This is a genomic window from Thiohalocapsa halophila (assembly GCF_016583825.1).
Taxonomy (GTDB): Bacteria; Pseudomonadota; Gammaproteobacteria; order Chromatiales; family Chromatiaceae; genus Thiohalocapsa; species Thiohalocapsa halophila.
In genome coordinates, this window is the sequence record NZ_NRRV01000014.1 from 12,549 (window position 1) to 39,322 (window position 26,774).

General features: G+C 66.9%; 22 protein-coding genes and 1 tRNA gene. 17 read left to right on the forward strand and 6 right to left on the reverse strand.

What is annotated here, in order from left to right:
* Window positions 1–600 precede the first annotated feature (600 nt).
* The 8 genes from CKO31_RS07845 (at window position 601) to CKO31_RS07880 (ending at window position 11,748) form a co-directional block, all read left to right on the forward strand.
* Window positions 601–3,477, forward strand: coding sequence for an SNF2-related protein (locus tag CKO31_RS07845; protein WP_200235674.1), 2,877 nt, complete (start codon window positions 601–603; stop codon window positions 3,475–3,477).
* Between the two features lie 132 nt (window positions 3,478–3,609).
* A complete protein-coding gene (locus CKO31_RS07850; protein WP_200235676.1) occupies window positions 3,610–5,418 on the forward strand; it encodes an AIPR family protein in 1,809 nt (602 codons plus the stop codon).
* A gap of 84 nt (window positions 5,419–5,502) precedes the next feature.
* Entirely contained in the window at window positions 5,503–5,796 is a 294-nt protein-coding gene (locus CKO31_RS07855; RefSeq protein ID WP_200235678.1) for a type II toxin-antitoxin system TacA family antitoxin, read from the forward strand.
* Window positions 5,797–5,810: 14 nt separating this feature from the next.
* Window positions 5,811–6,305: a GNAT family N-acetyltransferase gene (locus CKO31_RS07860; RefSeq protein WP_322789109.1), complete on the forward strand. Its 495-nt coding sequence runs from the start codon at window positions 5,811–5,813 to the stop codon at window positions 6,303–6,305.
* Between the two features lie 189 nt (window positions 6,306–6,494).
* On the forward strand, window positions 6,495–8,147 hold the full coding sequence (locus CKO31_RS07865; RefSeq protein ID WP_200235682.1) for a site-specific DNA-methyltransferase: 1,653 nt from the start codon (window positions 6,495–6,497) through the stop codon (window positions 8,145–8,147).
* Window positions 8,144–8,665, forward strand: coding sequence for an ATPase (locus tag CKO31_RS07870; RefSeq protein ID WP_200235684.1), 522 nt, complete (start codon window positions 8,144–8,146; stop codon window positions 8,663–8,665). Before CKO31_RS07865 ends, CKO31_RS07870 begins: the two co-directional genes overlap by 4 nt.
* Window positions 8,662–8,907 carry a hypothetical protein gene (locus CKO31_RS07875; protein ID WP_200235686.1) on the forward strand — a complete coding sequence of 82 codons (246 nt, stop codon included), beginning with the start codon at window positions 8,662–8,664 and terminating at the stop codon, window positions 8,905–8,907. Before CKO31_RS07870 ends, CKO31_RS07875 begins: the two co-directional genes overlap by 4 nt.
* A gap of 132 nt (window positions 8,908–9,039) precedes the next feature.
* The gene (locus tag CKO31_RS07880; protein ID WP_200235688.1) at window positions 9,040–11,748 is read left to right on the forward strand and encodes a DEAD/DEAH box helicase family protein; all 2,709 of its coding nucleotides are present in this window, start codon (window positions 9,040–9,042) and stop codon (window positions 11,746–11,748) included.
* Window positions 11,749–11,827: 79 nt separating this feature from the next.
* Here CKO31_RS07880 and CKO31_RS07885 read toward each other — a convergent pair whose 3' ends face one another.
* Together CKO31_RS07885 and CKO31_RS07890 are read right to left on the reverse strand one after the other, a co-directional pair.
* Window positions 11,828–12,232 (reverse strand): bacteriohemerythrin, encoded by a 405-nt coding sequence (locus CKO31_RS07885; protein ID WP_200235690.1) that lies wholly within the window; start codon window positions 12,230–12,232, stop codon window positions 11,828–11,830.
* On the reverse strand, window positions 12,229–12,456 hold the full coding sequence (locus CKO31_RS07890; protein ID WP_200235692.1) for a hypothetical protein: 228 nt from the start codon (window positions 12,454–12,456) through the stop codon (window positions 12,229–12,231). Before CKO31_RS07890 ends, CKO31_RS07885 begins: the two co-directional genes overlap by 4 nt.
* Before the next feature lie 110 nt (window positions 12,457–12,566).
* On the opposite strand from CKO31_RS07890, the gene CKO31_RS07895 reads away from it, so the two are divergent.
* Window positions 12,567–13,139: a Uma2 family endonuclease gene (locus CKO31_RS07895; protein WP_200235694.1), complete on the forward strand. Its 573-nt coding sequence runs from the start codon at window positions 12,567–12,569 to the stop codon at window positions 13,137–13,139.
* A 59-nt stretch (window positions 13,140–13,198) separates the two neighbouring features.
* Here the strand turns inward: CKO31_RS07895 and metK are convergent, their stop codons facing one another.
* The 3 genes from metK to CKO31_RS07910 form a co-directional block, all read right to left on the reverse strand.
* Window positions 13,199–14,386, reverse strand: coding sequence for a methionine adenosyltransferase (metK, locus tag CKO31_RS07900; RefSeq protein WP_200235696.1), 1,188 nt, complete (start codon window positions 14,384–14,386; stop codon window positions 13,199–13,201).
* Between the two features lie 534 nt (window positions 14,387–14,920).
* On the reverse strand, window positions 14,921–18,070 hold the full coding sequence (locus CKO31_RS07905; protein ID WP_200235698.1) for a cation-translocating P-type ATPase: 3,150 nt from the start codon (window positions 18,068–18,070) through the stop codon (window positions 14,921–14,923).
* Window positions 18,071–18,294: 224 nt separating this feature from the next.
* Window positions 18,295–19,248 carry a zinc metallopeptidase gene (locus tag CKO31_RS07910; RefSeq protein WP_200235700.1) on the reverse strand — a complete coding sequence of 318 codons (954 nt, stop codon included), beginning with the start codon at window positions 19,246–19,248 and terminating at the stop codon, window positions 18,295–18,297.
* A gap of 293 nt (window positions 19,249–19,541) precedes the next feature.
* Between CKO31_RS07910 and CKO31_RS07915 the strand changes: the two genes are divergently transcribed.
* The gene (locus tag CKO31_RS07915) at window positions 19,542–19,895 is read left to right on the forward strand and encodes a pentapeptide repeat-containing protein (RefSeq protein WP_200235702.1); all 354 of its coding nucleotides are present in this window, start codon (window positions 19,542–19,544) and stop codon (window positions 19,893–19,895) included.
* Between the two features lie 142 nt (window positions 19,896–20,037).
* On the opposite strand, the gene CKO31_RS07920 is transcribed toward CKO31_RS07915, so the two are convergent.
* Window positions 20,038–20,937, reverse strand: a complete 900-nt coding sequence (locus tag CKO31_RS07920) for an EcsC family protein (RefSeq protein ID WP_200235704.1) — start codon at window positions 20,935–20,937, stop codon at window positions 20,038–20,040.
* 227 nt (window positions 20,938–21,164) lie between these two features.
* Between CKO31_RS07920 and CKO31_RS07925 the strand changes: the two genes are divergently transcribed.
* The 7 genes from CKO31_RS07925 to CKO31_RS07955 all read left to right on the forward strand — a co-directional run bounded on the left by CKO31_RS07925 (window position 21,165) and on the right by CKO31_RS07955 (window position 26,707).
* Entirely contained in the window at window positions 21,165–21,779 is a 615-nt protein-coding gene (locus CKO31_RS07925; RefSeq protein WP_200235706.1) for a hypothetical protein, read from the forward strand.
* 66 nt (window positions 21,780–21,845) lie between these two features.
* Window positions 21,846–22,586 (forward strand): TerC family protein, encoded by a 741-nt coding sequence (locus CKO31_RS07930; RefSeq protein ID WP_200235708.1) that lies wholly within the window; start codon window positions 21,846–21,848, stop codon window positions 22,584–22,586.
* Between the two features lie 37 nt (window positions 22,587–22,623).
* Entirely contained in the window at window positions 22,624–23,049 is a 426-nt protein-coding gene (locus CKO31_RS07935; RefSeq protein WP_200235709.1) for a universal stress protein, read from the forward strand.
* Between the two features lie 68 nt (window positions 23,050–23,117).
* A complete protein-coding gene (locus tag CKO31_RS07940; RefSeq protein WP_200235711.1) occupies window positions 23,118–23,753 on the forward strand; it encodes a flavin reductase family protein in 636 nt (211 codons plus the stop codon).
* Between the two features lie 290 nt (window positions 23,754–24,043).
* Window positions 24,044–25,492: a pyruvate kinase gene (gene pyk / locus CKO31_RS07945; RefSeq protein ID WP_200235713.1), complete on the forward strand. Its 1,449-nt coding sequence runs from the start codon at window positions 24,044–24,046 to the stop codon at window positions 25,490–25,492.
* Window positions 25,493–25,658: 166 nt separating this feature from the next.
* Entirely contained in the window at window positions 25,659–26,597 is a 939-nt protein-coding gene (locus CKO31_RS07950) for an alpha/beta fold hydrolase (RefSeq protein WP_200235715.1), read from the forward strand.
* 35 nt (window positions 26,598–26,632) lie between these two features.
* Window positions 26,633–26,707: transfer RNA gene (locus CKO31_RS07955), tRNA-Val, on the forward strand.
* Window positions 26,708–26,774 lie beyond the last annotated feature (67 nt).

Sequence of the window (26,774 nt, forward strand, 5' to 3'; positions counted from 1 at the left end):
TCAGCCCTGCGCGGACGACCAATTTCAACCGGTCACCGTCAATCTCGACGACTTGCCACACGCGGAACCAAGCGCAGCTCGATGTGATTACCGACAGCGCAGAGTCCATCCGGCGTAGAGCGGTCGCGTCCGGCTGCTTAGGATTTCTCGCCGGTCGCGACTGCCTCTCCGCGGCATCGTCTTCGCCATGCCTGCCGCCTCCGATCCGCTGCAAAGCGCACCGGCTCGCCCCGCGACGTGTTGCGGCGGTAGGCGCGGAAGGACGCTTGCTCGTCACCGGCCGCCACCGACGGATACGCAGACATTTCATCGTCGCGCTGCTCCAGCGCCCACTCGCAAGGGCACTCTGCCGGCCCGCCCATGCCTCACCTACATTGGCACAGAGAGCCCGCTTTAGGTGTACGACTTCAGCCGCAACGACGCCGAGCGCGACGACGAGGGAACAGTGTGCGCCGGCTGTCACCTAGCGCTCCCACCCGTAGGATGCAGGATGCCCGGTGCAGCCGTTTATCGAAGGCCTGACGTTCCGGTACACTGCCTGTAGGCTGCGGCGCCGCTACAATCTACACGCACACCTCGGCCGCGCCACCTCAAGCGTACATGTCCACGGCAGGCACCTTCTCTCGCCACCAGACCCAGTTTTTCGCGTGGGAGCTGACCCGGCGCGCCAACGCTGACACGGTCGAGTCCCTGGGATCGACGCTGGTGGACGCCCAGGTCGATCTGAATCCGCATCAGGTCGAGGCCGCTCTGTTCGCCTGCCGCAACCCGTTCTCGCGCGGCGTGATCCTGGCCGACGAGGTGGGCCTCGGGAAGACCATCGAGGCGGGCCTGGTGCTGGCCCAACTCTGGGCCGAGCGCAAGCGCCGTGTGCTGATCATCGTCCCGGCCAACCTGCGCAAGCAGTGGCATCAGGAATTGAAGGACAAATTCGCCCTGGACGGCCAGATCCTGGAATCCAAAGGCTACAACCAGCAGAAGCGCGACGGCGTCGCCAACCCCTTCGACAGCGCCGGCCCCGTCATCTGCTCCTACCAGTTCGCAAAGGCCAGGATCGACGACCTGCGCCAGGTGCCCTGGGACATCGTCGTCTTCGACGAGGCCCATCGCCTGCGCAACGTCTACAAGCCCGGCAACGTCATCGCCAACACCCTGAAGGACGGCCTGCAACCGGTGCCGGCGAAAGTGCTGCTCACCGCGACCCCGCTGCAGAACTCGCTGCTGGAACTGTTCGGCCTGGTCAGCGTCATCGACGAGCGCGTCTTCGGGGATCTCGACAGCTTCCGCCGCCAATTCGCGCGGATCCACCAGCCCGAGACCTTGCAGGCCCTGCGCCGTCGCATCGCCCCACTGTGCAAGCGCACCCTGCGCAAGCAGGTCGCGCACAGCATCAGCTACACCAACCGCATCCCCATCGTCCAGGAGTTCACGCCGGGCGACGACGAGCAGCGCCTGCGCGCACTGGTCGCCGACTACCTGCGCCGTCCGGACCTCAAGGCCCTGCCCAACAGCCAGCGACAGCTGATCTCACTGGTGTTGTGGAAGCTGTTGGCCTCAAGCACCCATGCCATCGGCGGCGCGCTGGGCACCATGGCGGCACGGCTGGAGCGGCTGCTCGCGGACACGCCCGAGCCCGCGGACCTGAGCGACGCCATGGGGCAGGACTTCGAGGCCCTGGACGAGGCGACCGAAGATGACGGGGATGGGCAGCCAGACGCAGAAGCACCCCTGAACGCCAACGAGCGCGAGGCCATCGCCAACGAGATCGCCGAGCTGCGCGGCTACGAACGGCTGGCCAAGCGCATCCGCGACAACGCCAAGGGCGAGGCCTTGCTGACGGCGCTGGATCGTGCCTTTCAGGAACTGGAGCGCCTCGGCGCACCACGCAAGGCGCTGATCTTCACCGAGTCCCGCCGCACCCAGGACTATCTGCTGTCGCTGCTCGCCGAGACCGATTACGGCCACAGGATCGTCCTATTCAACGGCAGCAACAACGGGCCTGATGCCCAGCGCATCTATCGGGACTGGCTGAAACGCCATGCCGGCAGCGACCGCATCACGGGCTCCAAGACCGCCGACACCCGCGCCGCGCTGGTGGAGCATTTCCGCGACAACGGCACCGTGATGATTGCCACCGAGGCCGGCGCCGAGGGCATCAACCTCCAGTTCTGCTCGCTGGTCATCAACTACGACCTGCCCTGGAACCCCCAGCGCGTCGAGCAGCGCATCGGCCGCTGCCACCGCTACGGGCAGCGCTTCGACGTGGTGGTGGTCAACTTCATCGACCGCAGCAACGACGCCGACCGCCGCGTCTACCAGTTGTTGGAGCAGAAGTTCCAGCTCTTCAGCGGCGTCTTCGGCGCCAGCGACGAGGTCCTCGGCGCCATCGGCTCCGGTGTCGACTTCGAGCGCCGCATCGCCGAGATCTACCAGCGCTGTCGCGACCCCGCGACCATCCGCGACGGCTTCGAGCAGCTTCAGCTCGACCTGGCCGCCGAGATCAACGAGGCCATGGTCCGCACCCGCGACATCCTGCTGGAGCACTTCGATGAGCAAGTGCTGGAGCGCGTCCGCGACGACAGCATCGAGACCCGCGACCGCTTCGAGCACCTGTTCCTGGATCTGACCCGCGCCGAGCTTAACGGCCACGCCACGTTCGATACCGACAACGGCTTCACGCTGCACAGTCTCCCGAGCCCTACTCTTGCGGGGCAGGTGCCCCTCGGCCGGTACAAACTCCCGCGTCGCTCCGAAGATACGCACTTGTACCGGCTCGCTCACCCCCTCGGTGAGTATCTGCTGGCGCAGGCCAAGTCCCGCGTGCTGACGGCGGCGCACCTCGTCTTCGACTACGACGCCTATCCAAAGCGCATCAGCACACTGGAGCCCTGGCGCGGGAGCCGCGGCACGCTCGTCGCCGAACTGCTGACCGTGAGCTCCCTCGCCGGCCGGGAGCAACGCCTAATGGCCGCCGCGATCACCGAAGACGGCCGACTTCTCACCGACAACGATCCGGAAAAGCTGCTGCGCCTGCCAGTGTCCAGCCAGACCGCCCTCGATGTCGCGCCCGAACCGCCTCCGGCGTTGGCATCGGACCTGGAGCAGCGCCGCAACCAGCTGGCGCAGCGCATCAACGAGCGCAACCTCGGCTACTTCCAGCAAGAGGTCGAAAAGCTCGACGCGTGGGCCGACGACCTCAAGGTCGGCCTGGAGCAGGAGATCAAGGAGCTGGACCGGCAGATCAAAGAGGTCCACCGCACCGCCACCGTCGCCGCGACCTTGGACGAGAAGCTGCACTGGCAGAAGCAGCAGCGCGAGCTGGAGCAGCGCCGGGGGCGGATGCGGCGGGAGTTGTTTGATCGTCAAGACGAGATTGAAGGCAAGCGTAACGATCTGATCGCCGATCTGGAGATGCAACTGGGGCAACAAGCCGAGACACACAGGTTGTTCATCGTCGAATGGGAGTTGACCGGGTGAGTGAGAACGGATCCGGGGACGGCGCTCAAGTACCAGTGTAGAAGGGCGCCGGTAAACTGTTTGCTGAAAGGGGCGACAATCAGCGCTCTGAGTCGGAAAAGATGCGGCACCATCAATTCCGGGGGCCCACTGATGACTCCGCTTGACGATTCGCAGCTGGACCTGCTCAAGCGTGAGCTAGAGACGGAGTATGTGCCCCACTTGCCGCCGATACAGTCATCGACCACGGCTCCCAACGATATCAAAAAGAAGAATCTTTCGCGCGCCTTGAGCGCCTATGCGCTGGCGCAAGTATGCGAGATTACGGCCCAGCAAGCCGCCGCAAGCGTAGTCGATGACTTCGACGATGGCGGTGTAGATGCCATCTATTGGCACCAAGCAACCGACACGCTTTATCTGGTGCAAGGCAAGCTGAAAAAGGGAGCGGATTTCAAGCTGGACGAGGCGTTGAAGTTTGGACAGGGCATTTCGAAGCTTCTTGCCCAGGAGCTTTCCTCCCTCAATCTACATGTCCAGAACCGGAGAACAGATATCGAAACAGCGATAGAAGACGCCGCTAAGGTCTCTGCTCTCGTGGTCTTTGTCGGGGGCCAGATCAGCACTCAAGCGCGCGAAGCATTGAACGCGACTCTAGGCCGAGAGGCAGCGAATGATGAACGTGTCGACACAACCCTGCAAGTTCTGAATAGTGCAGCGCTCGCGAATCGTCTGCGGCAAGCCAAGGCATGGCAAACGGTCAATGTGGAGCTTTACATCAGCAATTCTGCACAAATCGGCAGCGGACGAAAGGCTTACATTGGCGTCGCCGCGCTCACAGATCTCGCTAGATTCCATCAGCAGTATGGCGACGCGCTCTACGACAAGAACATCCGGACGTTCTTGGGCAGGAAATCGGCAGTCAACAAATCCATCGCCACATCTCTCAGAAGCTGGCCGGCAGATTTTTTCTTTTTGAACAACGGCGTTACCGTCCTCTGCGAGTTGATCGATCCAAAGGGAAAAGCGCGAAATAGCGGTCAAGGCCGCAAGTTCAAGCTCCGCGGGCTGTCGGTGATCAACGGCGCGCAGACAATTTCGTCAGCAGCCGGGTTCATACGCGACAACCCGACAGCCGACCTTAGCGATGCCAGGATCGCAGTCACCTTGATACAGGCCGACACAGAGGGCGACTTCTCGAAATCCGTGACCCGCGCACGAAACCACCAGAATCCAGTCCGAATCGCCGATTTTGTCTCGCTTGACGGCGAGCAGGAACGTTTACGGCAAGAGATCGCCTACCTCGGTATACGCTACATCTACAAGGCCGGGACGCAGGCTCTGGCTTCGACAGCCAGCATCCATGTGGGCGAGGCCGCCAAGGCGCTTGCGATGTTTTCCCCCGATCCGAGAGTCGCCGTCTGGGCGAAGCAGGAGCCCGCTGCGCTGGTAGATTCGTCATCGGACCTGTATCGCAGGCTCTTCCCGAGCACGCTCTCTGCACATGAACTTGTCAATGCGGTTCATTACTTTAGGTACGTGGAATGTCGGATGCTGCAAGAAGAGCAACAGTCTAGCGGTGACAGAGAGCGGAAAATCTACCGGCACGGCCTGTACGCTCTTGCTTGGATGTTGGCGAAGCGGGTGAAGGACGAACGGAAAAAGATAGGCGTTTTCGACGCGGGCAAACTTGAGACGCAGCTAAGCCAACCGTTCGACAGCCTGCGGCAACGGTTGGTGACGCACCTAACTTCCGGGTCTTTGACTTGTGGTCCTTTGGCGTTCTTCAGAAATAGTTCCTTTGTTCTGCCTGCGCTCGAAGCGCTTGCGGTCGAGGAGTTTGGCCTTGCGAGCGACGCGGCGATCAGCCACCTACGCCCGCAGGTCGATCCCCAAGTGGGCTATCCAAAGCGCCTGTTCGACTATGTGATTTCGAGAGCGCCCCAGATCGGTGGTCTGTCGTGAGTTGGGCGAACTGACAGGCCCGTACCGTAACGACAATGTAGCTACGCGCGTGCTATTCTGGAGCTGATCTATGAGGAGTTCACCATGAATCACAACGCCGTCGAACCCCAACCCAAGCGCGAGAGCCTGAACCTGAGAGTGCCGCCTGAGGTGCGCGACCTGATCGACCAGGCGGCGCGGGCGCTGGGTAAGAACCGCACCGAGTTCATCCTGGAGGCGAGCTGCCGAGCGGCGGAGGAGGCGCTGTTGGATCGGGCGCTGCTCCGGGTGGACGAGGCCGCGTTCGCCGAGTTTCAGGCGCGGCTGGACCGGCCGCCGGCGCCGAACGAGCGCCTGCGCAAGACCATGCAGGCGGCAGTTCCCTGGGAGCACGAGTGACGCTGCGCGCCCCGGTGGCGCTGACCGAGGCGCACGACTGTGCGGCGTTCGATTGCGGGCGCCCGTCGTTGAATCAATGGCTGGCCGCGCGCGCGTTGCGCAACCAGATCGCCGGTGCTTCGCGTACCTATGTGGCTTGTGACTCTGAGGCCCAAGGTCCGGTCCGGGTCGTCGGCTACTACGCGCTGGCGGCCGGAGCGGTCGCGGCCAAGGCCGCGACAGGCCGGTTTCGGCGCAACATGCCCGACCCAGTCCCCGTCGTGCTGCTCGCGCGCCTGGCGGCGGATCGGCGCTACCAAGGCCGCGGCCTCGGCCGCGCCCTGCTGCGCGATGCCGGTCGCCGTGTCGTATCGGCGGCCGACACCATCGGCATCCGCGGCCTCTTGGTGCATGCGCTCGACGATGCCGCACGCGGCCTGTACCAGCACCTGGGCTTCGACCCTTCCCCGCTGGACCCCATGACCTTGATGATCACACTGTCGGACCTGCGTGCGGCGCTGGATGAGTAAACGCGACATGACAACAAGACCGAGCAAGAACGTTGCACTCGTTCCCACGCTCCGGCGTGGGAACGCGGTCCCGGCCGCTCCGGCGGCCCGTGCGCTAAGGTCGCAGCGTGACACGCGACGCTGGAGCGTCGGCGCTGGCTCCCACGCTGGAGCGTGGGAGCGAGAGGGGCCAGAGGGTGACGCGCGCCGATGAGCAAAAAGCAGAAGCTGGAGCTGACTTGGATCGGCAAGGAAAAGCGGCCGAAGCTGGAGCCGCGCATCCTGCTCGAGGACCCAACGCAGTCCTACCACGCCGAGCGGCGGGTGACCGAGGGCGACCTCTTCGACAACCGGCTGATCTTCGGCGACAACCTGCTGGCCCTGAAGGCGCTGGAGCAGGAGTACACCGGCAAGGTCAAGTGCTGCTTCATCGATCCGCCGTACAACACCGGCAGCGCCTTCGCGCATTACGACGACGGGCTGGAGCATTCCATCTGGCTGTCGCTGATGCGGGATCGGCTGGAGATTATTCGGCGGTTGTTGGCGGCGGATGGATCGCTTTGGATTACGATTGACGATAACGAAGCACACTACCTGAAAGTTCTGGGCGATGAGATTTTCGGTCGAGATTGCTATGTCTCGACCTTAGTTTGGGAAAAGGCAGACTCTCCAAGAAACTCAGCACGGCAGTTTTCTACGGACCACGACTACGTCTTAGTCTTTTCCAAGATGCCGGATTGGCAACCCTTTCGACTTGCTCGAACTGAAGAAGCGAATGCGATCTACAAAAATCCCGATAACGATCCGAAAGGACCGTGGTTACCCGGCGACCCGTATGCGAATAAGCCTTACTCCAAGGGCCGGTACGAAGTTGTAGGTCCTACAGGTCGAACCTTTTCGCCACCGGCAGGCAGGTTCTGGCGTGTCTCGGAAGAGAACTTTTGGCGTCTAGACAATGAAGGCCGCATTTGGTGGGGGCCTAAGGGCAATGCTAGACCGAGCATCAAGCGGTATCTTTCCGAAGTTGGAAAGCTGGTGCCGAGGACGATTTGGTCGAAGCAGGACGCGGGGAGCAACCGTACTTCGAAGAACGAAATGCGGGCGCTTTTCCCAGGCGATGCCTCGTTCGACACCCCAAAGCCAGAGCGACTGTTGCAACGGGTGCTTCTGGTAGCAACCCAGCCTGGCGACCTAGTCCTCGACTCCTTCGCCGGCTCCGGCACCACCGGCGCCGTCGCGCACAAGATGGGCCGGCGCTGGATCATGATCGAGCTGGGCGAGCACTGCCACACGCATATCATCCCGCGCCTGCAAAAGGTTATTGACGGCGAAGACCCCGGCGGCATCACCGAGGCGGCGGGCTGGAAGGGCGGCGGCGGCTTCCGCTACTACCGGCTGGCACCGTCGCTGCTGGAGCAGGACCGCTGGGGCAACTGGGTCATCAACCGCGAGTACAACGCGGCGATGCTGGCCGAGGCCCTGTGCAAGCTGGAGGGCTTCACCTACGCCCCGTCGGAGACGCTGTGGTGGCTGCACGGCCACTCCACGGAGCGGGACTTCATCTGGGTGACGACACAGAACCTCTCCGCCGAGCAGTTGCAGGCCCTGTCCGACGAGGTCGGCGAGGCCCGCTCGCTGCTGGTGCTGTGCAGCGCCTTCCGCGGCGTCAGCGCCGATGCCGCCGCCGAGCGCTGGCCGAACCTGACGCTGAAGAAGATCCCGCGCGTGGTGCTGGCACGTTGCGAGTGGGGCCGGGACGACTACAGCCTGAACGTGCAGAACCTGCCGATGGCGGAGCAGGACCAAGAACCGGCCTCGGATCAGCCCAGGCAAGGCTCGCTGTTCGATGAGCAAGAGCCGTGACGGCGCCGCGCGTCCTGGTCATCGCCGGACCCAACGGCGCCGGCAAGACCACCTTCGCGCGCGAGCTGTTGCCCAACGAGGCACAATGTCTGGCCTACATCAACGCGGACCTGATTGCCGCCGGGCTGTCTCCGTTCTCACCGGAGCGGGCCGCCATCAAGGCGGCGCGCCTGATGCTCGATGCGATGGATGAATACGCGGCGAGACGGGAGAGCTTCACGCTGGAGAGCACCTTGTCCGGCCGCGGGTATTTGCGCCGCTTTCAGGCCCTGAAGGCGGCGGGGTATCGATTGTCGATCTATTTCTTGAGCCTGCCCAACGCGGACATGGCCATCGCCCGGGTCGCGGAGCGTGTCCACCAGGGCGGGCATACCGTGCCGGACGCGGTTGTGCGCCGGCGGTTCGCGTCGGGCTGGCAGAATTTTGTGCAAGTCTATCGGCCGATGGCCGATGAGTGGGTGTTGCTGGACAGCAGCGACACCCCGCCAAGCGTCATCGATTGGGGTGAAAGCCAATGAACATCAAAGACATTTCCGAAGCACGGGATCCGCTCCTGTCCGCGTCCGTGGCTGCCATGAAGCGCGCCGGCGAACAAGCGCGCCAACGCGCGGTGACGACAAGAACGCGGCTGGTGGTCTGGCGGGACGGGCAAATACGCTATATCGATCCATCCGTTTCTGAGCGCGACTCCACGGGTGCGATGGGCACGACTGATGCCTCGACGAGGATGTATCAGCCAACCGAGCATCAGTCGACATGACCTTTCTGCCGGTACGCCGATGCCGAAGGCGGTGCAGGGAACCCTCGGCAGCATGGCACTGCGGCTGACTATCGACGCCGCGCGACCGCCACAGCGCGCGGAGAGGTTGGGGAACCACAAGGGCGCCGACGCATGAACATGCGCATCTTCAACGCCATCAACGGCCGCCTGTCGCTGCGCCAGCCGCAGCGGGAATCGCTGCGGCGGCTCGCGCAGGCGCTCGACTCGGCACCGGCGATGCAGGAGCACACGCGGGATCTGGATGCGGTGCTCGCGGCGCTGAAGGCGGAGTTTCCGACCCTGGAGGCGTTCGAGCGGGGCTTCCCGTCGCTGTGCTTCGCGCTGGCCACCGGCGTCGGCAAGACCCGGCTCATGGGCGCCTTCATCGGCTATCTGCATTTGGCGCACGGCTTCAAGCACTTCTTCGTGCTGGCGCCGAACCTGACCATCTACAACAAGCTCATCGACGATTTCACGCCGAACACGCGGAAGTACGTGTTCACCGGCATCGCCGAGTTTGCCGCCTATCCGCCCGAGATCATCACCGGCGACAACTACGAGCAGCGCGCCGGCAACCTGAGCATGCTGTCGCCAGTGACGGTGAATATCTTCAACATCTCCAAGATCAACTCGGAGGTGCGCGGCGGCAAGAGTCCGCGTATCAAGCGCCTGTCCGAGTATCTGGGCGACAGCTATTTCAATTACCTGGCCGAGCTGCCGGACCTGGTGCTACTGATGGACGAGTCGCACCGCTACCGCGCCAGCGCCGGCGTGCGCGCCATCAACGAGCTGAAGCCCCTGTTCGGGCTGGAGCTGACCGCAACGCCGTTCACGGAGTCCAGCCGCGGGCCGGTGCCGTTCAAGAACGTGATCATGGACTATCCGCTGGCGCGCGCTATCGAGGACGGCTTCGTCAAGGAGCCGGCGGTGGTCACGCAGCGGGACTTCGACCCGAAGCGGCACACGCCGGAGGAGATCGAGAAGATTAAGCTGGAGGACGGCATCCGGCTGCACGAGGCCACCAAGCTGGAGTTGTTGACCCACGCCCGCCGCGTCGGTGCGCGGCAGGTTAAGCCCTTCGTGCTGGCGATCGCCCGCGACACCACCCATGCCGCCCAGCTGCGTTCGCTGATCGAGTCCGACGCCTTCTTCGAGGGCCGCTATAAGGACAAGGTGATTCAGGTGGACAGCAGCAAGACCGGCAAGGAAGAAGAACAGATGGTGGAGCGGCTGCTGGCGGTGGAGAGCGCGGAAGAGCCGACCGAGATCGTCATCCACGTCAACATGCTCAAGGAGGGCTGGGACGTGACTAATCTGTACACCATCGTGCCGCTGCGGGCGGCCAATGCGCGCACGCTGATCGAGCAGTCGATTGGCCGCGGGCTGCGCCTGCCGTTCGGGCGGCGCACCGGCGTGCCGGCGGTAGACCGGCTCAACATCGTCGCCCATGACCGCTTCCAGGAGATCATCGACGAGGCCAACCGGGGCGACTCACCGATCCGACTGAAGCAGGTGGTGCTGGACGCGCCTTCGGAGTCCGAGCCGACCATCAGCGTGCAGGTCGGTTCCAACGCCGAGGCGGCGCTCGGTTTGAGCGAGGCGAAGGTCACGGGCGGCGATGGGCAGCAATATGCCATGGAGACGGAGTCGCTGAAGACACCGGCGTTCAGCACTGACCGCGAAAGGCAGGCGGCGCGTGCGGTGATGGAGGTGATCGGCGAGCTGGAGCGCCGCAGTGACGCAGTGCCCAACAGCGCGGCCCTGACTAAGCCAGATGTGCAGCAGACGATCACCGAGCAGGTGCGCGCGCGGCTCACACCGCAGCAGGGTGAGCTGTTGCCGGATGAAGGGCTGGATCTGGACGCGGTGGTCGTGAAGACGACGGAGACCGTTGCACGCGGTATGATCGACATCCCGCGCATCGCGGTCGTACCGACGGGCGAGGTCACCGTGGGGTTCCGCCCGTTCAAGCTGGATCTGAGTGGGCTCAGCCCACAGCCCGCGGACCGCGAGCTGATGATTCATCACCTGCAAAGCAACGACCGGCATACGCTTGCCTCGGAGGCGGGCATCACGGAGCGGCGGCTGGAGGACTACGTGGTCTTCGGCCTGCTCGACTACGACGACATCGACTACGAGGCCCACGCCGAGCTGCTCTACGATCTAGCGGGCCAGATGGTGCGACATCTCCTGGGGTATCTGTCGGAGGACGAGGCCCGCGCCGTGCTCGACCGTGACCGCCGGCTCATCGCGGAGGCGATCCACGTGCAAATGATGGAGCACTTCTGGGAGAAGGCGGCCGGCTATGAGGTCCAGGTCAGCCGCGGCTTCACCCAGCTTAAGCCCTGCAACTACACCGCGACCGGCAACCAACCGGTGCGCCATTACCGAGAAACGCTGGCGGATAAGTCGGGCATCAAGAAGCTGTTGTTCAACGGCTTCAGCAAGTGTCTCTATGCATACCAGAAGTTCGACTCCGATAGCGAACGGCGCTTTGCCGTGATCCTGGAGCGGGACGCCGAGAAGTGGTTTCGCCCGGCGAAGGGCCAGTTCCAGATCTGGTACAAGCTCGGCGCCGAGCAGCCCGAGTATGTGCCGGACTTCGTCGCCGAGGCGTCGGAAGTGATCTATCAGATAGAGACGAAAGCGCGAGAGGCGCTCAAGGACGCCGATGTCCAGGCCAAGACGGATGCCGCCCGCAAGTGGTGCGGCCATGCCACCGACTACGCAGGGCAGCACGGAGGCAAACCCTGGCGCTACCTACTGATCCCCCATGACGAGATCAACGAGGCGCGTACGCTTGCTGACTTCGAGCGGTTCGCGGTCGGCGGCAGCCTTTAGCTGTGTATCGGCACGAGGCGGTTTGGGCTGGCCGCGTGCCCGACGGCAACGCTCACGGGACCACGCCACCGGCGCGCGCTCATCCCGTGGGCTTCGCCTTCAAATGCGCCGCCAGCGCGCTGTCCATGGTGGCCGCGTGCAGCGCGAACCAGGACGGGAGCTGCTCGCGGATATAGGCACGGGCGAGGACCGGCCGGCCGTTCGCTGCGCGCTGACCCAGGTTGCGCAGCTCCGCCAGCACGCGCCGGTGCTCGCCGCGGTGCTCGTGGAGGGCCGGGAAGCCGCTTGCGGTCATCCATTGATCTTCGCGCTCGAAGTGAGCCTCGGTGTGCGCCACCAGCGCCTCGAACAGCGCCGGGAATCCGGCGTCGTCGGCCGCGGCGAGCCGGTTCACCAGGTCGATGAATTCCAGGTGCGTCCCGTCCATCTCATCCAGGCCGAGGCGAAAGCGGGGCTCGTCGGGATCGATCAACGGTGCGCTCATCCGGCCTGCTCCCGCCGGTGGTTGATGGTCTTGAAGAGCTTGCGGGCGACGTAGTTGGCGAATTCCTCGGTGTTGTCGTAGCGGTAGTCGACGGCGAGGCCGGCCAGCGCGTCGATGGCCTCGCGCAGGCGGGCGATCTCGGTCAGCTGGCGGCCGCAGGTGAGGCAGCGCTCGCCGTCGTCTCGGCAGGCGTCCTTACCGTGGCAGGGCTCGAAGCGGGCCATGGAGTGATTCCTCGCAATGATGGGATCGTGCTGGAAAGACGCTCACGACGACCGGCCGGGAGCCGCGCTAGACTGGTATGCACTCCGCAGCCTCCGAACCGATAGCGTCCATGGAAGCCCATAAGCTGAAGACCATCGACGATCTCTTGGCGAGCTCGGAGGAGCGGGTGGAGCTCATCGACGGCGAGATCGTGCGCCGGCCGATGGCGCGGGCGGACCATGGCATGGTGCAGGTCACCACAGCAACCGAGCTCGGCGATCTGCCGCGTCGCTCGGGTCCCGGCGGCTGGTGGATCATCACCGAGGTGAGCGTCGCCTACGAGCGGCACCAGTGCCCGAGCCATGATCTAGTCGGCTGGCGCAAGGAGCGCATGCCGCAGCGCCCGCGCGGCGTCGTGGAGCTGACGCCGGACTGGGTCTGCGAGATCGTCTCTCCCGGGCACGAGCGCAAGGGCACGCTGACGCTGTTCCTGCTGCTGCAACGCCACCGAGTGCCCTTCTATTGGCTCATCTGGCCCGAGGACCGCACGCTGATCGTGCATCAGCTCGACGGTGACACCTACCGGGTGGCGATGACGCTCACGCTGGCCGCCGATGAAGACGCGCCCGCCGCGGGCAGGCGGGTACGGGTGCCGCCCTTCGATGACACCGAGCTGGACCTGGGCTACATCCTCGGCGGCTGACCCCGCTCACTGACCCCGCAGGGCCTGTCGCCGAGGCGGCGGACGGCGGTGCTCGACGATCAGCCCAGCTCCGCCGCCCGATCCGTGCGCTCCCACGGCATGTCCAGATCCACGCGTCCCATGTGGCCATAGACGGCGAGCTTGCGATAGAACCCTTCCGGGTGCTCGGCGGGCAGGTGGCGCAGGCGCAGGTTGCGGACGATGGCGCCGATGCGGAAGTCGAAGTGCTGCTGTAGGCGCTGCGCGATTTCGGCGTCGTCGATGCGGCCGGTGCCGAAGGTCCGCACCCGCAGGCTCACCGGGCCCGCGGAGCCGATGCTGTAGCTGAGCTGCACCTCGCATTCCCCGGCCAAGCCCGCGGCGACAGCATTCTTGGCGGCGTAGCGGGCGGCATAGGCGCCGACGCGGTCGATGCGCATCGGGTCCTTGCCGCTCAGCGCGGCGCCGCTGTGACGAGCGTACTCGCCGTAGGTGTCGATGCCGGTCTTGCGGCCGGTGAGCCCGGAGTGTACCGCCGGGCCGCCGCCGATGACGGGCCCCTCGGGGTTGATGAAGTAGTGGGTGTCGCCGTCCGGCGCCACCGGCTGGTCGGCAAGCACCGGCGTGATGACGCCGTGGATCAGGTCCGACTGCAGGCGGTCCAAGCCTGCGCTCGCGTCCTCCCGCTGACTGGTCTCCAGCGCGACGCTGTGGATACGCAGCGGCTGCCCGGCCCGGTACTCCACACCCACTTGCACCTTGGCATCCGGCAATAGATAGGGCAGCTCCGCCTCCAGGTCCGGATCATCCAGGCGCCGCACCAAGGCATGGGCAATGGTGATGGGCAGCGGCATCAGGCTGTCGGTCTGGTCGCAGGCATAGCCGAAGACCGTGACCTGGTCCTTGGCGGTGACGCGGCCCAGGGCCTCGTCGTCCATCGCGTCCAGGTCCAGCGGCTGATAGTCCCGCTCGGTGTGGTCCATGAAGCTGGTCATGATGGTGCAGGCGTCGGCGTCGAAGACCTCCCTGGGATAGCCGACGCTGCGGATCACCGCCCGGGCCACGTCCGGGATGGCGAGCCCGCCCTTGGAGGCATAGTGCGCGGAGATGAAGAGCACCCCGCTGGCCATGGCGCACTCGGCGATGATGCCGGCGTTGGGGTCCTGCCCCAGAAAATGATCGACGATGGCGTCGCTCACCTGGTCGCAGAGCTTGTCCGGATGGCCGGTGGTGACGGATTCGGAGGTGAAAATGAAGTCGTCGCTCATGGGCGGGCTCCGGAGGATGGGGAATCAGTATTCGATGAGTATCGAGTGATGAGGGGCGAGTGATAAGGGGCGAGTGACGAGGAGCGAGTGTCGAGGAAGTCACCATCCCAGCGCACATCGGATCAGTATCGAGTGGCGAGGGGCGAGTATCGAGTAAGTCACCATCACTGCGCACATCAGGCACCTCGCACCTCGCACCTCGCACCTCGCACCTCGCACCTCGCACCTCGCACCTCGCACCTCGCACCTCGCACCTCGATACTCGTCACTCCTCACTCGTCACTCGTCACTCGTCACTCGTCTCCAGCGGCGTAGGGTGGACAAGCGCAGCGCAGTCCACCATGCCGGGGTCCAGGTCGGGCTGGGACACGAAGCCCGACGCCGGGCCGTCGGCAACCGCCTGATTGTCGGGCCTCCCGGCGTCGGTCCGACCGACGCCGCTCGGTGGATTTCGCTTCGCTCATCCACCCTACATCGCTCCCGGCTTCGCACTCTGCACGTCGGCACTTCTCACGCCTGTACCGTTCACGTCGATCACCCCTCCGGCTGCGCCTCGAGCGCCACCGCATGCTCCGGCCCCCGATACGCGGGCTTGGTCGCTTCGTTGACGATCAGCGGCAGGATCACGCCGGCACCGATGGCCGCGAGATCCATCCAGCCGAGCGGCACGGTGCCGAGCAGCCGGCGGGCGCCGGGGACCACGCTCACCACCACCTGCAGCGCCGCCATGCCCAGCACGGCGCGGGTGAGATGCTTGTTGGGCGCCAGCTTCTCGCCGCCGAAGACGTTGCGATAGCGGCTGCGGGAGCTCAGCGCATGGGTCAGCTCGTTCATCACCAGAGTGTTGAAGGCGAGCGTGCTCGGCGCCGGCCCGAGGCCGTACTTGCGCATGCCGTACACGAAGGCACCAGCCGTACCGAGCCCGATGATGCCGGACTCGAAGGTCATGCGCTTTAAGTCCTTGCGGGTGATGATGGCCTCCTCCGGGTCCCGCGGCGGGCGGTCCATGATGTCCGGCTCGGCGGGCTCCATGGACAGCGCAAGCCCGGGGAAGATGTCCGTCACCAGGTTGATCCACAACAGCTGCATGGGGTTCATGGCCTCGCCCCAGCCGAGCATGACCCCCGCCAGCATCACCTCGATCTCGGTGAGGTTGGTGGAGACCATGAAGTGGATCATCTTGCGGATGTTGTTGTAGATGGTCCGCCCCTGCGCCACCGCGATGGTCATGGTGTGCAGGTTGTCGTCCTCCAGCACGACGTCCGAGACCTCGCGGGCGACATTGGTCCCGCTCTCGCCCATGGCCACGCCGATGTCGGCGGCCTTGAGCGCCGGGCCGTCGTTGATGCCGTCACCCGTCATGGCCACCACCATGCCCGCCTCCTGCAAGGCGCGGACGATCTTCAGCTTGTGCGCCGGGCTCACGCGGGCGAACACGTGCACATTGCGCACCAGGCCGGCGAGCAGCTCCGGGTCCATCTCGTCGAGCTTGTTGGACTCCAGCACCTGCAGCGGCTTCTCGCCCGAGAGCCCCAGCTCCTTGCCGATGGCATAGGCCGTGGCGCTCTGATCGCCGGTGATCATGATGGTCTCGATGCCGGCCTGGTGATACTGGGCAATGAGGCTGTCCATGCCCGGGCGCATCGGGTCCGCCATGCCGGCGAGGCCGAGCCAGCACAGCTGGCCGGTCTTCTCGGGCATGGCGCCTTCGTCCAGCTCCCGGTAGGCGGCGCCGAGCACGCGCAGGGCCTGGCCCGCCATGCGCTGGTTCTCGTTGGTGATCTCCGCGCGCATGGCCTTGGTGAGCCGCACCTTCTTGCCGTCGCGCAGCATGGTGGTGCAGAGCGCCAGCACCTCGTCCGGGCTGCCCTTCACCGCCAGCAGATGCTTGTCGTCCTTGTAGGGGTGCAGGCTCGACATGTAGGGCCGACCCTCGGCCCGATAGCGGGTCTTGAGCCGCGGGCGCTCGTCGCGCAGCGCCGGCACGTCGATGCCCGCCTCCACCGCCAGCTCCACCAGCGCGTTCTCGGTGGGGGAGCCCTCGTACTGCCATTTGCCGGGCACGCCTTTCAGCTCGGCCTCGCTGCAGAGCGACACCACCTGCATCAGCCGCACCAGCTCCTCGCGCTCCAACGGGTCCACGGCGTGGCCGTCCTCGTCGGTGAGCTTGTGCGAGGCCACCTTGAAGCGCTGGCCGCCGCCGTGGACGGCCACCACGGCCATACGGTTCATGGTGAGCGTGCCGGTCTTGTCCATGCAGAAGACCTGCACGGAGCCCAGCGTCTCCACGGCATCCAGGTGGCGGACGGCGACATTGCGCCTGCGCATGTCGTTGATGCCCATCGCGAGCGTGGTGGTGGCCACTGCCGGCAGGCCCTCGGGCACCGCGGCCACGGCCAGCGACACGGAGGCCTTGAGCATCTCCAGCCAGGCATAGCCCCGCAGCACACCGACGCCGAAGACGCCGGCGCAGACACCGCCGGAGAGCAGCGCCAGCTGGGTGCCCATGCGCCCGAGCTGCTTCTGCATGGGCGTCTCCGGGGACTCCGCCTCGCCCACCATGGTCTGGATCTGCCCGAGCTCGGTCGCCGCCGCGGTGGCCACCACCAGCCCGCGACCGTTGCCGCCGGTGACATGGGTGCCCATGTACCCCATGTTGCGGCGATCCCCCAGCGGCGTGTCGTCTTTGGCGATGAACTCCTGGTCCTTGCTCACCGGCATGCTCTCGCCGGTGAGGGCCGACTCGTCCACACTGAGCCGATGCGCCCGCAGCAGACGAATATCGGCGGCGATGTAATCCCCGGGCGCCAGCAGCAGCACGTCGCCGGGTACGATGTCCTCCACCGGCACCGTCACCGTCTCGCCGCCGCGCAGCGCCTTGACGCTGCGCGCGCCGGTTTGGGTCAGGGATTCGATGGTGCGCTCGGCCTGGCGCTCGGTGACGAAGCCGATGACGCCGTTGATCATGACCACGCCCAGGATCACCGCGGCATCCAGCATGCCGCCGGTGGCCACCGCCACGCCCGCGGACACCGCCAGCAGCCCCACCGGCAGGCTATTGAACTGGCTCACGAAGATGGCGATGCCCGAGCGCGTCTCGGCGGCCGTGAGCGCGTTATGGCCGAAGCGGCGCAGCCGCTCGTCAACGGCCTCTCGGCTGAGGCCCGTGTCCGTCGTCGCCAACGCCTGCTCCACGTCCGCCAAAGTCATGGCGAACCAGGTGCGGATGGGCTGCGCCTCCAGCTCGCGCGGCTGACTCAGCGCTGCCGACCCCGCCAGTGCGCCGGCTGCCGGCTGGCCCAGAGGCTGCACCAGCGGCCGGGCCACGAGCCGGCCGAGGCCGCGCAGCACCGCGGTGAAGGCCGCCAGCGAACGACTTTGCGGATATGCGCGCAGCCCCGCGCGTCGGCGCAGCGGCGGCTGCTCGCCGAGCTGCTCGTCCACCAGGGCCACCAGCTGGGGCAGGGTCATGGGCGCGGCGAAGCACACCAAAACCCGGCCCGTCGATGTACTGGCCGAGACCCGCTGGATGCCGCCCACCGCGGACAACGCCCGCTCCAGGCGCCGCTGCAAGATAGGCATCCGGTAGAGGCCGTGCACTTCCAGGCGCACCCGGTCGCGGCAGCGGGCGTGTACCGGCACGACACGAGCGGTGGCGGGGACGGCGGACACGGGGTCGCTCATGGGCTCCTCTCGGTGGTTCGGCGCCCGCTCGGCGGCCCCGGAGCTCCGGTGCCGCCGGCTCGGCGGATGGCGGTCTGCGCCGCCTATGATCGGTCGTCGCGATGATCGCCGGAACAGCCGGTGGCGACTGATAATGCCACTTCCGGCGGGGCGAGCGACCGAGCTTATTACGAAAAATTGACAACGCTACTGGGGGGCCATGAGAACCGAGCCCGCCGACTGAGTCAATAGTCGCCGGTAAGCAAGAGCCAACGCCGGACCAGTGGCCGGGCGACGGCTCGCAACAGCGCCCGGCGCTGCGGCCCGGGATTGCCGCCGGCCGTCGCGCCCTGGCGGGAGTGCGAGCGCGCCGGCGATGAAGGACGCCCGCGACCCGCCGCATGCTGGCCACTGTGTCCCGGCCTGCCGCCAGACTCAGGTGTGCGCGAAGCCGTGGGCGCCTGCCGCCCGCGGCCAGCGCTTGGCAGCCGCCCGCCGGCCGCCGGGGAGCGCAGCCCGACCCAGGCGAGCCTCGGGCCCACGAACGGCCAAAGAGCCAGCGCCGGCACGGCGGCGGAGGCGAGATAGGTGAAGGAGCAAGCCAACAGGATGCGGCGCGCATCGCGCTCCTGCGCCTCCGACAGGCAGCAGTCCCGCAGCAGCGGCAGCGCCCGGCTCATGCTCGCATCCAGCTCCGAGGGCAGTGCCGCCAGCTGCGCCGCGAGTCCGCTGGTGAGCATGCCCGCCGCCGCCAGCCCCAGTAGCCGCGAGGGCGCCGGCGTTTTCGCGGCGACCGCAGCCGCCGGCACCGCCAGCAAGAGCACCGTGCCGACAGTGGTGGTCACATGCGCAACCCGCGCCAGGATATGGTGCAGACGAAAGGCCCAATAGCCGGACGCGTCCTGCATGGCATGCCCCACCTCGTGGGCGGCGGCGGTGGCGGCGGTGAGGCTGGAGCGCTGGAAATGCGCCCGATCGATACGCACGGCCTTGGCGCGGGGGTCGTAATGATCGCCAAGATCCGTCACTTCCACCCGCACCAGCGCCAATCCCTGGCGGTCCAGCAGGCGCCGGGCGAGCTCGTCGGCGGGCAAGAAGGCGCCGTCTTGCACATCGAACCGATGCATCTGCGCGCGCGCCCAAAGCCTGGGACCGAAGGCGACACCCAGCACCGGCACCACGATCAGAAACGGATGCATGGGCGTTCTCGGCAGCTGCTGGACATAGACCAAGCATAGTGGCCACCGCTGGCCTTGGCCACCGACACCCCTCGGCGCACTGGGTCTGCTAGGCTTGCGCGTTAAAGCCACCGCAGCCGTTGGCACCAACGGCAACAAGCGTCGGCGGGGCTGAGCAACGCTGCCGCCGTGCGCCGGACCGGCTCGGCGCTAGCGAAGTATCGGTTCATCGCGGCGACGTGGGCGCGGCAATACCCGCGCCGGCGCATTACACCCATGCGTTGTCAGTGCTATCACCCCGAGGAGACCTAAACATGGCGACAAAAAAGGCCGTCGAGCTGCTCAAAGCCGGCGACATCGACGGTTTCAACAAGTGGGTCAAAGAGCGCCGCAAGAAGGGCAAGAGCGCCGTGGACCTGGACGACAAAGATCTCAGCGGCTTGAAGCTCCGCAAGGTCGACTTGCGCGACGCCCACCTGAACGGCGCCAACCTGCGCAAGTGCGACCTCAAGGGTGCCAACCTCCATGCGGCCCGTCTGCGCCAGGCAGACCTCCGCGGCTGCGACCTGAGCGACGCCGATCTCGGCGACGCCGATCTCCGTAAGGCCAAGCTCAAGAAGGCAACCCTCAAGCACGCCAAGGTCGAGGGCGCTCGCGGGCTCAAGTAGCCCGATCCCACAGCATTGCCGCGCTACCGCTGCTGTTGGCCGACCGACGGCGCCTCGGCAGACCCGGCAGCGCTCGCACACAAGCGAGCCAGGCGGGTCAAAGGGGGCGGGCCAATGGGCACGCAATGCCGCCTGGCGCGGCTCACCAACCCTCGATGGGGCTGAACTCGCGGGTGCCCAGCCGGTCCTGCTCACGCAGGTGCGCATAGGCGTCGCGGATCACTTGCGGCCCGTAATCCCGCTCCAGCCGCCGGACGATGAAGTGCCCGCGGGCGACATCCTGGTAGTGCTGCATGAAGATCAGGTTCAGCGTCGCGGCACTGAGCGCCCCGGCCACCGGCACCAGCTGCGCGGCGAGCTTGTCCGAGATCACCACGCCGAAGCGGGCGGCGACGGCGCGGGCGAGCTGAATGGCGGCCGGGATGTGCGGACCGTCCACTTTGCCGGCGATCTCGAGCAGGTTCTCGAAATGCAGGCCCAGGGTGATCCGCATGCCGTAGTAGCCGATCTCGGCCTCGTCGTCGTCCTTGGTGCGCCCGCCGAGGGCGAACACCTGCACACAGGCAAGTCGTGACTCCCGACTGCCCATGACGTCCTCGCCCTCGCTGCGGGCGATATCGGCGATGGAGCGCAGCATCAGCGCCGTGGCCACCGGCAGCTCGGCCAGCACCGTCACCGGCCCGAAGAAGCCGCCGACGGCGCCGGTGCCCGTCACCAGCGCCCGGTGCAGGAGGTCGCTGGAGGGCATGGGCTCGCGATGGTCCATGGAGCCCATGGCCATCTTGAGCGTGCGGTACATGTTGGTCTCCACCGCATGGTCCATGCGCTTCTTCCAGCGCCTGGGCATGAGCTTCATGGCCTCTTCGAAGGGCGAGGCGAGCACGTCGCTCAGGCGGGCCGCCAAAGACGGATGCTCCAGGCGCTCGTAGGCCCAAGCGAGCTCACGCGCCGCCAGGGCCGGCAGTCCGGCGGCAACGAGCTGGCCTGCGCCCGGATCGCGGCGGTCGACGGCGGCGGTGGTGGACTGGTCGTCGCTACTCATAACGCAAGCTTAGGCGAAACGGCGCCCGCGCGCTCATTGGAACGGCATTCGCCGCGCGCTACGGGCAGCGCGATCGCCGCCTCCTCTGCGCGGAACGGGCACGCTGACAGGTTGTAACAAAACTGCCATAATCAGCAGATGGTCTCTGCCGGCTACCTGTTGCCGGCACTCCAGCACAGTTCCGCTATCCTCAACAGAGCGCTGACGCAGAGAGTCCCGACCGCCATATGAATGCCGCCGATGCCGATGCCCCCCAAGACGACGCCTACGGCGCGGCGCGCTCCGTCGGCCGGCGCCAATCGCTGGCCGCCGAGGAATTCTTCTATTTCTTTCTGCGGCTGCGCAAGAACGAGATTCGCCGCACCGTACGCCAGCTGGAGCAGCAATTCCCCGACGAAGACTTGCGCAGGCGTGCCCGGCGGCTGGTGGACGCCAAGACCGGGCTCGCCGCCCTAGGTGGCGGGCTGCTCTACGTGCCAGGCCTGTTTCCGGCGGCGGGCCAAGCTTTAAAGCTCGCCGGTGTCGTCGGCGCCGCCTCCATGCTGACGCGCATGCACTTATACCTGATCCTCGAGATCGCCACCGTCTACGGAGAAGACATCGACGACCTCGCTCGGGTTCCGGAACTGATCGCCGTCGTCGCGGCCACGGGTATGGGCGGCGCGGCACCACAGCTGCTCGCCGGCTACCAAGCGGCACCCTGGGTCTCGGTGAGTGCGGGTGCGCTGTCCATGGCGACGGTGACACGGCTCATCGGCCTCGCGGCCACCCGCTTCTATGCGAAGCGACGGGCGCAGGACGACGATGCATCGCCGGCGGGCGAAACGGCGGAGTCCGCCTGATGTCTGTGCAGCGGGCAAGCAGCGCCGCCGCCGCGGTGCTCGGTCCCAGCCGCGGGAGGACGCGCCATGCATGAGGCAGCACTCGCCGACGGCTTTTGGATCTCGGTGCTCCAGATCATCGCCATCGACATCCTGCTCGGTGGCGATAACGCCGTGGTCATCGCACTCGCCTGCCGGCGGCTGCCGGAGAAGCAGCGCAACCAGGGCATCCTTTGGGGGGTATTCGGGGCCATCGCACTGCGACTCGTGCTCATCTTCTTTGCGCTGCAGCTGCTGGCGATGCCCTTCCTGAAGATCGTCGGCGCGCTTTTGCTGCTGTGGATCGGCATCAAGCTGCTACAGCCCGAGCCCGAAGTGCACGCCGACGCGGTGGACGCCCCCAGCCACCTGTTCGGCGCCATCAAGACCATCGTCATCGCCGATGCGGTCATGAGCCTGGACAATGTCATCGCGGTCGCCGGCGCCGCGGACGGCGACATCATGCTGGTCGCCTTCGGCATCGTCGTCAGTATTCCAATCATCGTCTGGGGCAGTAAGCTGGTGCTGATGCTGATGGACCGATTCCCGTTCATCATCACCCTGGGCGGCGGGCTCTTGGGCTGGATCGCCGGGGAAATGCTGATCACGGACATCGTCTGGGCCGACGCTTTGCACTTCCTACCGCATTGGGTGCACTATTTGGTGGCCGGTGCCGGCGCAGCGTTCGTCATCGGCTACGGCACCAAGCTGGCCCGGCGCGCCCGCCCGCGGCCGCTGGAAGAAGTCGCCAGCGGCCACCATGACGAGGACACCGACGGACATGGCTAAATCGCGCAAGAAGGCCGACAAACGGAGGGCCGGGCGGATGACGAAAGTATTGCTGCCCGTGGACGGCTCGACGTTCTCCGAGCGCGCCCTCGATTACGTTTTGGAGATGGCCAAGGGAGAGGAGCCGATCCAGGTGCACCTGCTCACGGTGCAGTTGCCCATCGACTCCGGCCACGCGCGCATGTTCGTCTCCGACGACGACATCGCCGCCTATCATCGCGACGAGGGCATGGCCGTGCTCAAGCCCTACATGGAGCGCCTCGATGCCGCCGGCGTGTCATACAACTGGCACGTGCTGGTGGGCCATGTCGCCCAGAGCATCGCGCGCTTCGCGAAGGAGCAGAAGTTTGACAAGGTGGTCATGGGCACCCACGGGCGATCCGGTCTCACTCAGCTGCTCATGGGCTCGGTGGCGCAGAACGTCATCCGGCGCTTGAAAATCCCGGTGGCGCTGGTCAAGTAGGGGCTGGCGTCAGCTGCCGAATATGTCGGCGGCGGCGCAAGAAGGCCAGCAAGGAGCCCCCCCCAGCAATGACCGCGATCCCCCCTGAGCCGAGCCACCCGCAGCCCCTGGACAAGGCCGTCGCCGACGCGGTCAACGCCGTCCACCACCTCTACGACCCGCCGCTGTGGCTGGTGACCGCCGCCGAGTCGCCCCAGCCGGGCAGCACCCGCGGCGGCTGCATCGCCACCTTCGTCGCCCGCGCCTCAATCGTGCGCGACCGCCCGCGCATGCTCGCCGGCATCGCCCGCCAGCACCACACCTGGCGCATGATCGAGGCCAGCGGCCGCTTCGCCGTCTACCTCCTGCCCGAGCAGGCGCTCGGTCTGGTCTGGCGCTTCGGGCTCGCCAGCGGCAAGCACGTGGACAAGTACGCCGATCTGCCCGACACGCGCACCCCGCTCGGCAACCCTAGCGTCGACGGGCCTATCGCCTGGCTCGACTGCCAGGTCGAGCAAGCCATCAACACCGGCGACCGCAGCCTCTATGTCGCCGCCGTCACCGGCGGCGGCGTGCTGGCCGAGTTCGCCCAGCCCCTCACCGCCGGCCGGCTGATGGCCCTCGCCCCCGCCGACAAGCGTGCCGAGCTGGACCGCCTCTACGCCCGCGACGGCGGCATCGACGCCGCCGCCATCGACGCCTGGCGCGCCACCCACCTCGGCTGAGCCCCGTGGGAGCGGCATCCCTGCCGCGATCACCCAGTGAGAGCGGCATCCTTGCCGCAACACCCGATGTGATCGTCAACCCCGCCACAACGCCCAGCCGAGCGCGGCCAAAGCGCTTGCCGTCACCCGCCGCAACGAGAGCCCGCAGCTCGCCAGCCAGCCGACTGCACCGACCGTCACGAGACTGCAACGCACCCGCTCGGCCAACCTCCGCTAACATCCCAGGCCGACACGCGCCCGCGGGCGCACCGACAGTCCTGAAGCCGCCAACCGGACCTGGGAGCACGCGCATGCAGTACCGCCCCTACAAGACCAAGATCGTCGCCACCATCGGGCCGGCCTCCGACCAGCCCGAGCGCCTGCGCGCCCTCATCGACGCGGGGCTGGACGTGGCGCGGCTCAACTTCTCCCACGGCGACCCGGACTACCACGCCGGCGTCATCGCCCGGCTGCGGCAGGCGGCCGCCGACACGGGCCGCCGGGTGGCCATCATGGGCGATCTTCCGGGGCCCAAGATGCGCGTCGGCGAGATCGCCGACGAGCCCGTCGAGCTGGTGCGCGATGAGACCATCACGCTCACCACCGAGGACTGCATCGGCAGCGCCGAGCGGGTCAGCGTCAGCTTTCCGGACCTGCCGGCGGCGGTGCGCCCGGGCGACCGGCTGTTTCTGAACGACGGCTTCATCCTGCTGAAAGTGGTGGAGGTGCGCGGCAGCGAGGTGGTCTGCAGCGTGCGCGCCGGCGGCGAGCTGCGCTCGCGCAAAGGCCTCAACCTGCCGGGCATCGACCTCGGCATCAGCGCCTTCACCGACGACGACCGCGCCTGGCTGGCCTTCGCCGCCGAGCACCGCATCGACGCCGTGAGCCAATCCTTCGTCGCCAGCGCCGAGGACATCGGTGCCGTGCGCGACACCGCTCGCGCGCTCGACTACGACCCCTTCGTCATTGCCAAAATCGAGCGCGCCACCGCGCTCGAGAACCTGGAGGGCATCCTCGCCACCGCCGATGGCCTCATGGTGGCCCGTGGCGACCTAGGCGTGGAGATCCCCATCGAGACCATCGCCGTCGCCCAGCGTCGCATCACCGAGCTCGCCAACCGCGTCGGCAAGCCCGTCATCACCGCCACGCAAATGCTGGAGTCCATGGTGACCATGCGCCGCCCCACCCGGGCCGAGGCCACCGACGTCGCCAATGCCATCCTCGGCGGCACGGACTGCGTCATGCTCTCGGCGGAGTCCGCCATGGGCCGCTTCCCGGTGGAGTCCGTGCAGATGCTCGCCGGCATCGCCGCCGCCATCGAGCCGGAGCGCAATCTCAGGCTCCAGGCCGAGCGCGTCGGCGCCTACGACAGCGACGGCAGCCGCCGCGCGCTGGACCTCATCGCCCGCAGCGTCTACCACACCGCCGAGCGCAGCCACCCGCGCCTGGTGGCCGTGCCCACCCGCAGCGGCAACACCGCCCGGCGCATCGCCCGCTTCCGCCTCCCCTGCCCGGTGGTGGCCTTCACGCCGAGCACGGATACGGCCCAGCGCCTGTGCTTCAGCTACGGCGTCTACCCGCAGGAGACTGGCACGGACCTCGCGGACTGGACCCAATACGTGCGCAGCTGGCTCGCCGAGCAGGCCATCGACGACGGCTCGGTACTGCTCACACAGGGCCCCTCCGACGAGCACCCCTGCGGCAACCACCGCCTAGAGATCATCGAGCTGGACGGCGAGCGCGCCGAGGCCTGCCGCTGACGCCGAGCGCACCGCAAGCGACGGCCCGCAACACGCCGGCAACGCTGGCGAAGGGGTACCATGCGGGGGCTCTGCATCCGCATCCGGCCCTGCCGTCGCCTGTCCCCGATGCCTGCGCTCGGGCCGCAGCCGGCGGCGCCGGCCCCAGCCCAACCGGACCCCTGCGATGGCCGACGCCACTGCCGACACGCCCGATGACGGCGCCGCCTTCGTCCAACTGCCCGATGGCCGCCGCCTCGCCTATGCCGAGTACGGCGCCGCCGCCGGCACCCCGGTGCTCTACTTCCACGGCTTCCCGAGCTCCCGGCGCGAGGCGCGCCTCATACATGCCGATGCCCTCGCCGCCGGCGCGCGCATCATCAGCCCGGACCGTCCGGGCTACGGCGACTCCGACGACGCTCCCGGCAGGACCCTCGCCGACTGGGCCAACGATTGCGCGGCCCTGGCCGACGCGCTGACGCTGGAGCAGTTCGCGGTCCTCGGCGTCTCCGGCGGCGGCCCCTATGCGCTGGCCTGCGCACAACACCTGCCGCAGCGCCTGCCCGTCCAGCTCACCGCCTGCACCCTCGTCTGTCCCCTCGGCGCCATCCATCGCGACGACCTGCTCGCCCAGATGAGCCCCGCCGCGCGCATCAGCCTGCTGCCGGGGCGCCAGCCCGCATGGCTCGCCGACCTGATCTACGGCGCCCCCACCACGGCCCTGCTGGCCCGCTTGCCGGGTCTGGTGGAGCAGTTCCGCCACATCGCCGCCCCGCCCGCGGACTACGCGGTGCTGCGCGAGGGCGATACCGCCGCCATCCTGAACCGCACCATCGCCGATGCCATGCGCAACGCCGCCCGCGGCGCCCGCCGCGACCTCACCCTCTACACCCACGACTGGGGCCTGGACCTGCAAAGCATCCAGCAGCCCATCCGCATCTGGCACGGCACCGCCGACGGCACCGTCCCCATCGGCCACGCCCGCTGGCTCGCCGACCGACTTCCCAAGGCCCGGCTCACCGAGCTCCCCGGCGAAGGCCACTACTCCGTGCCCATCCGCTACGCCCGCCAAATTCTCACCGACCTGCTGCAGCGCCACACCACCGCGACCGGCGCCGCGATTTGACCAATAAGCCCGACCGGGCTATATTTCCTGGCTTCGGGCGCGTAGCTCAGTGGGAGAGCACTGTCTTCACACGGCAGGGGTCGCTGGTTCGAAACCAGCCGCGCCCACCAGGTTAGTCAAGGGGTTACGGCTCCTTGTTCCCTCCGAGCAATCTCCATTGGCACACTGTTGGCACAG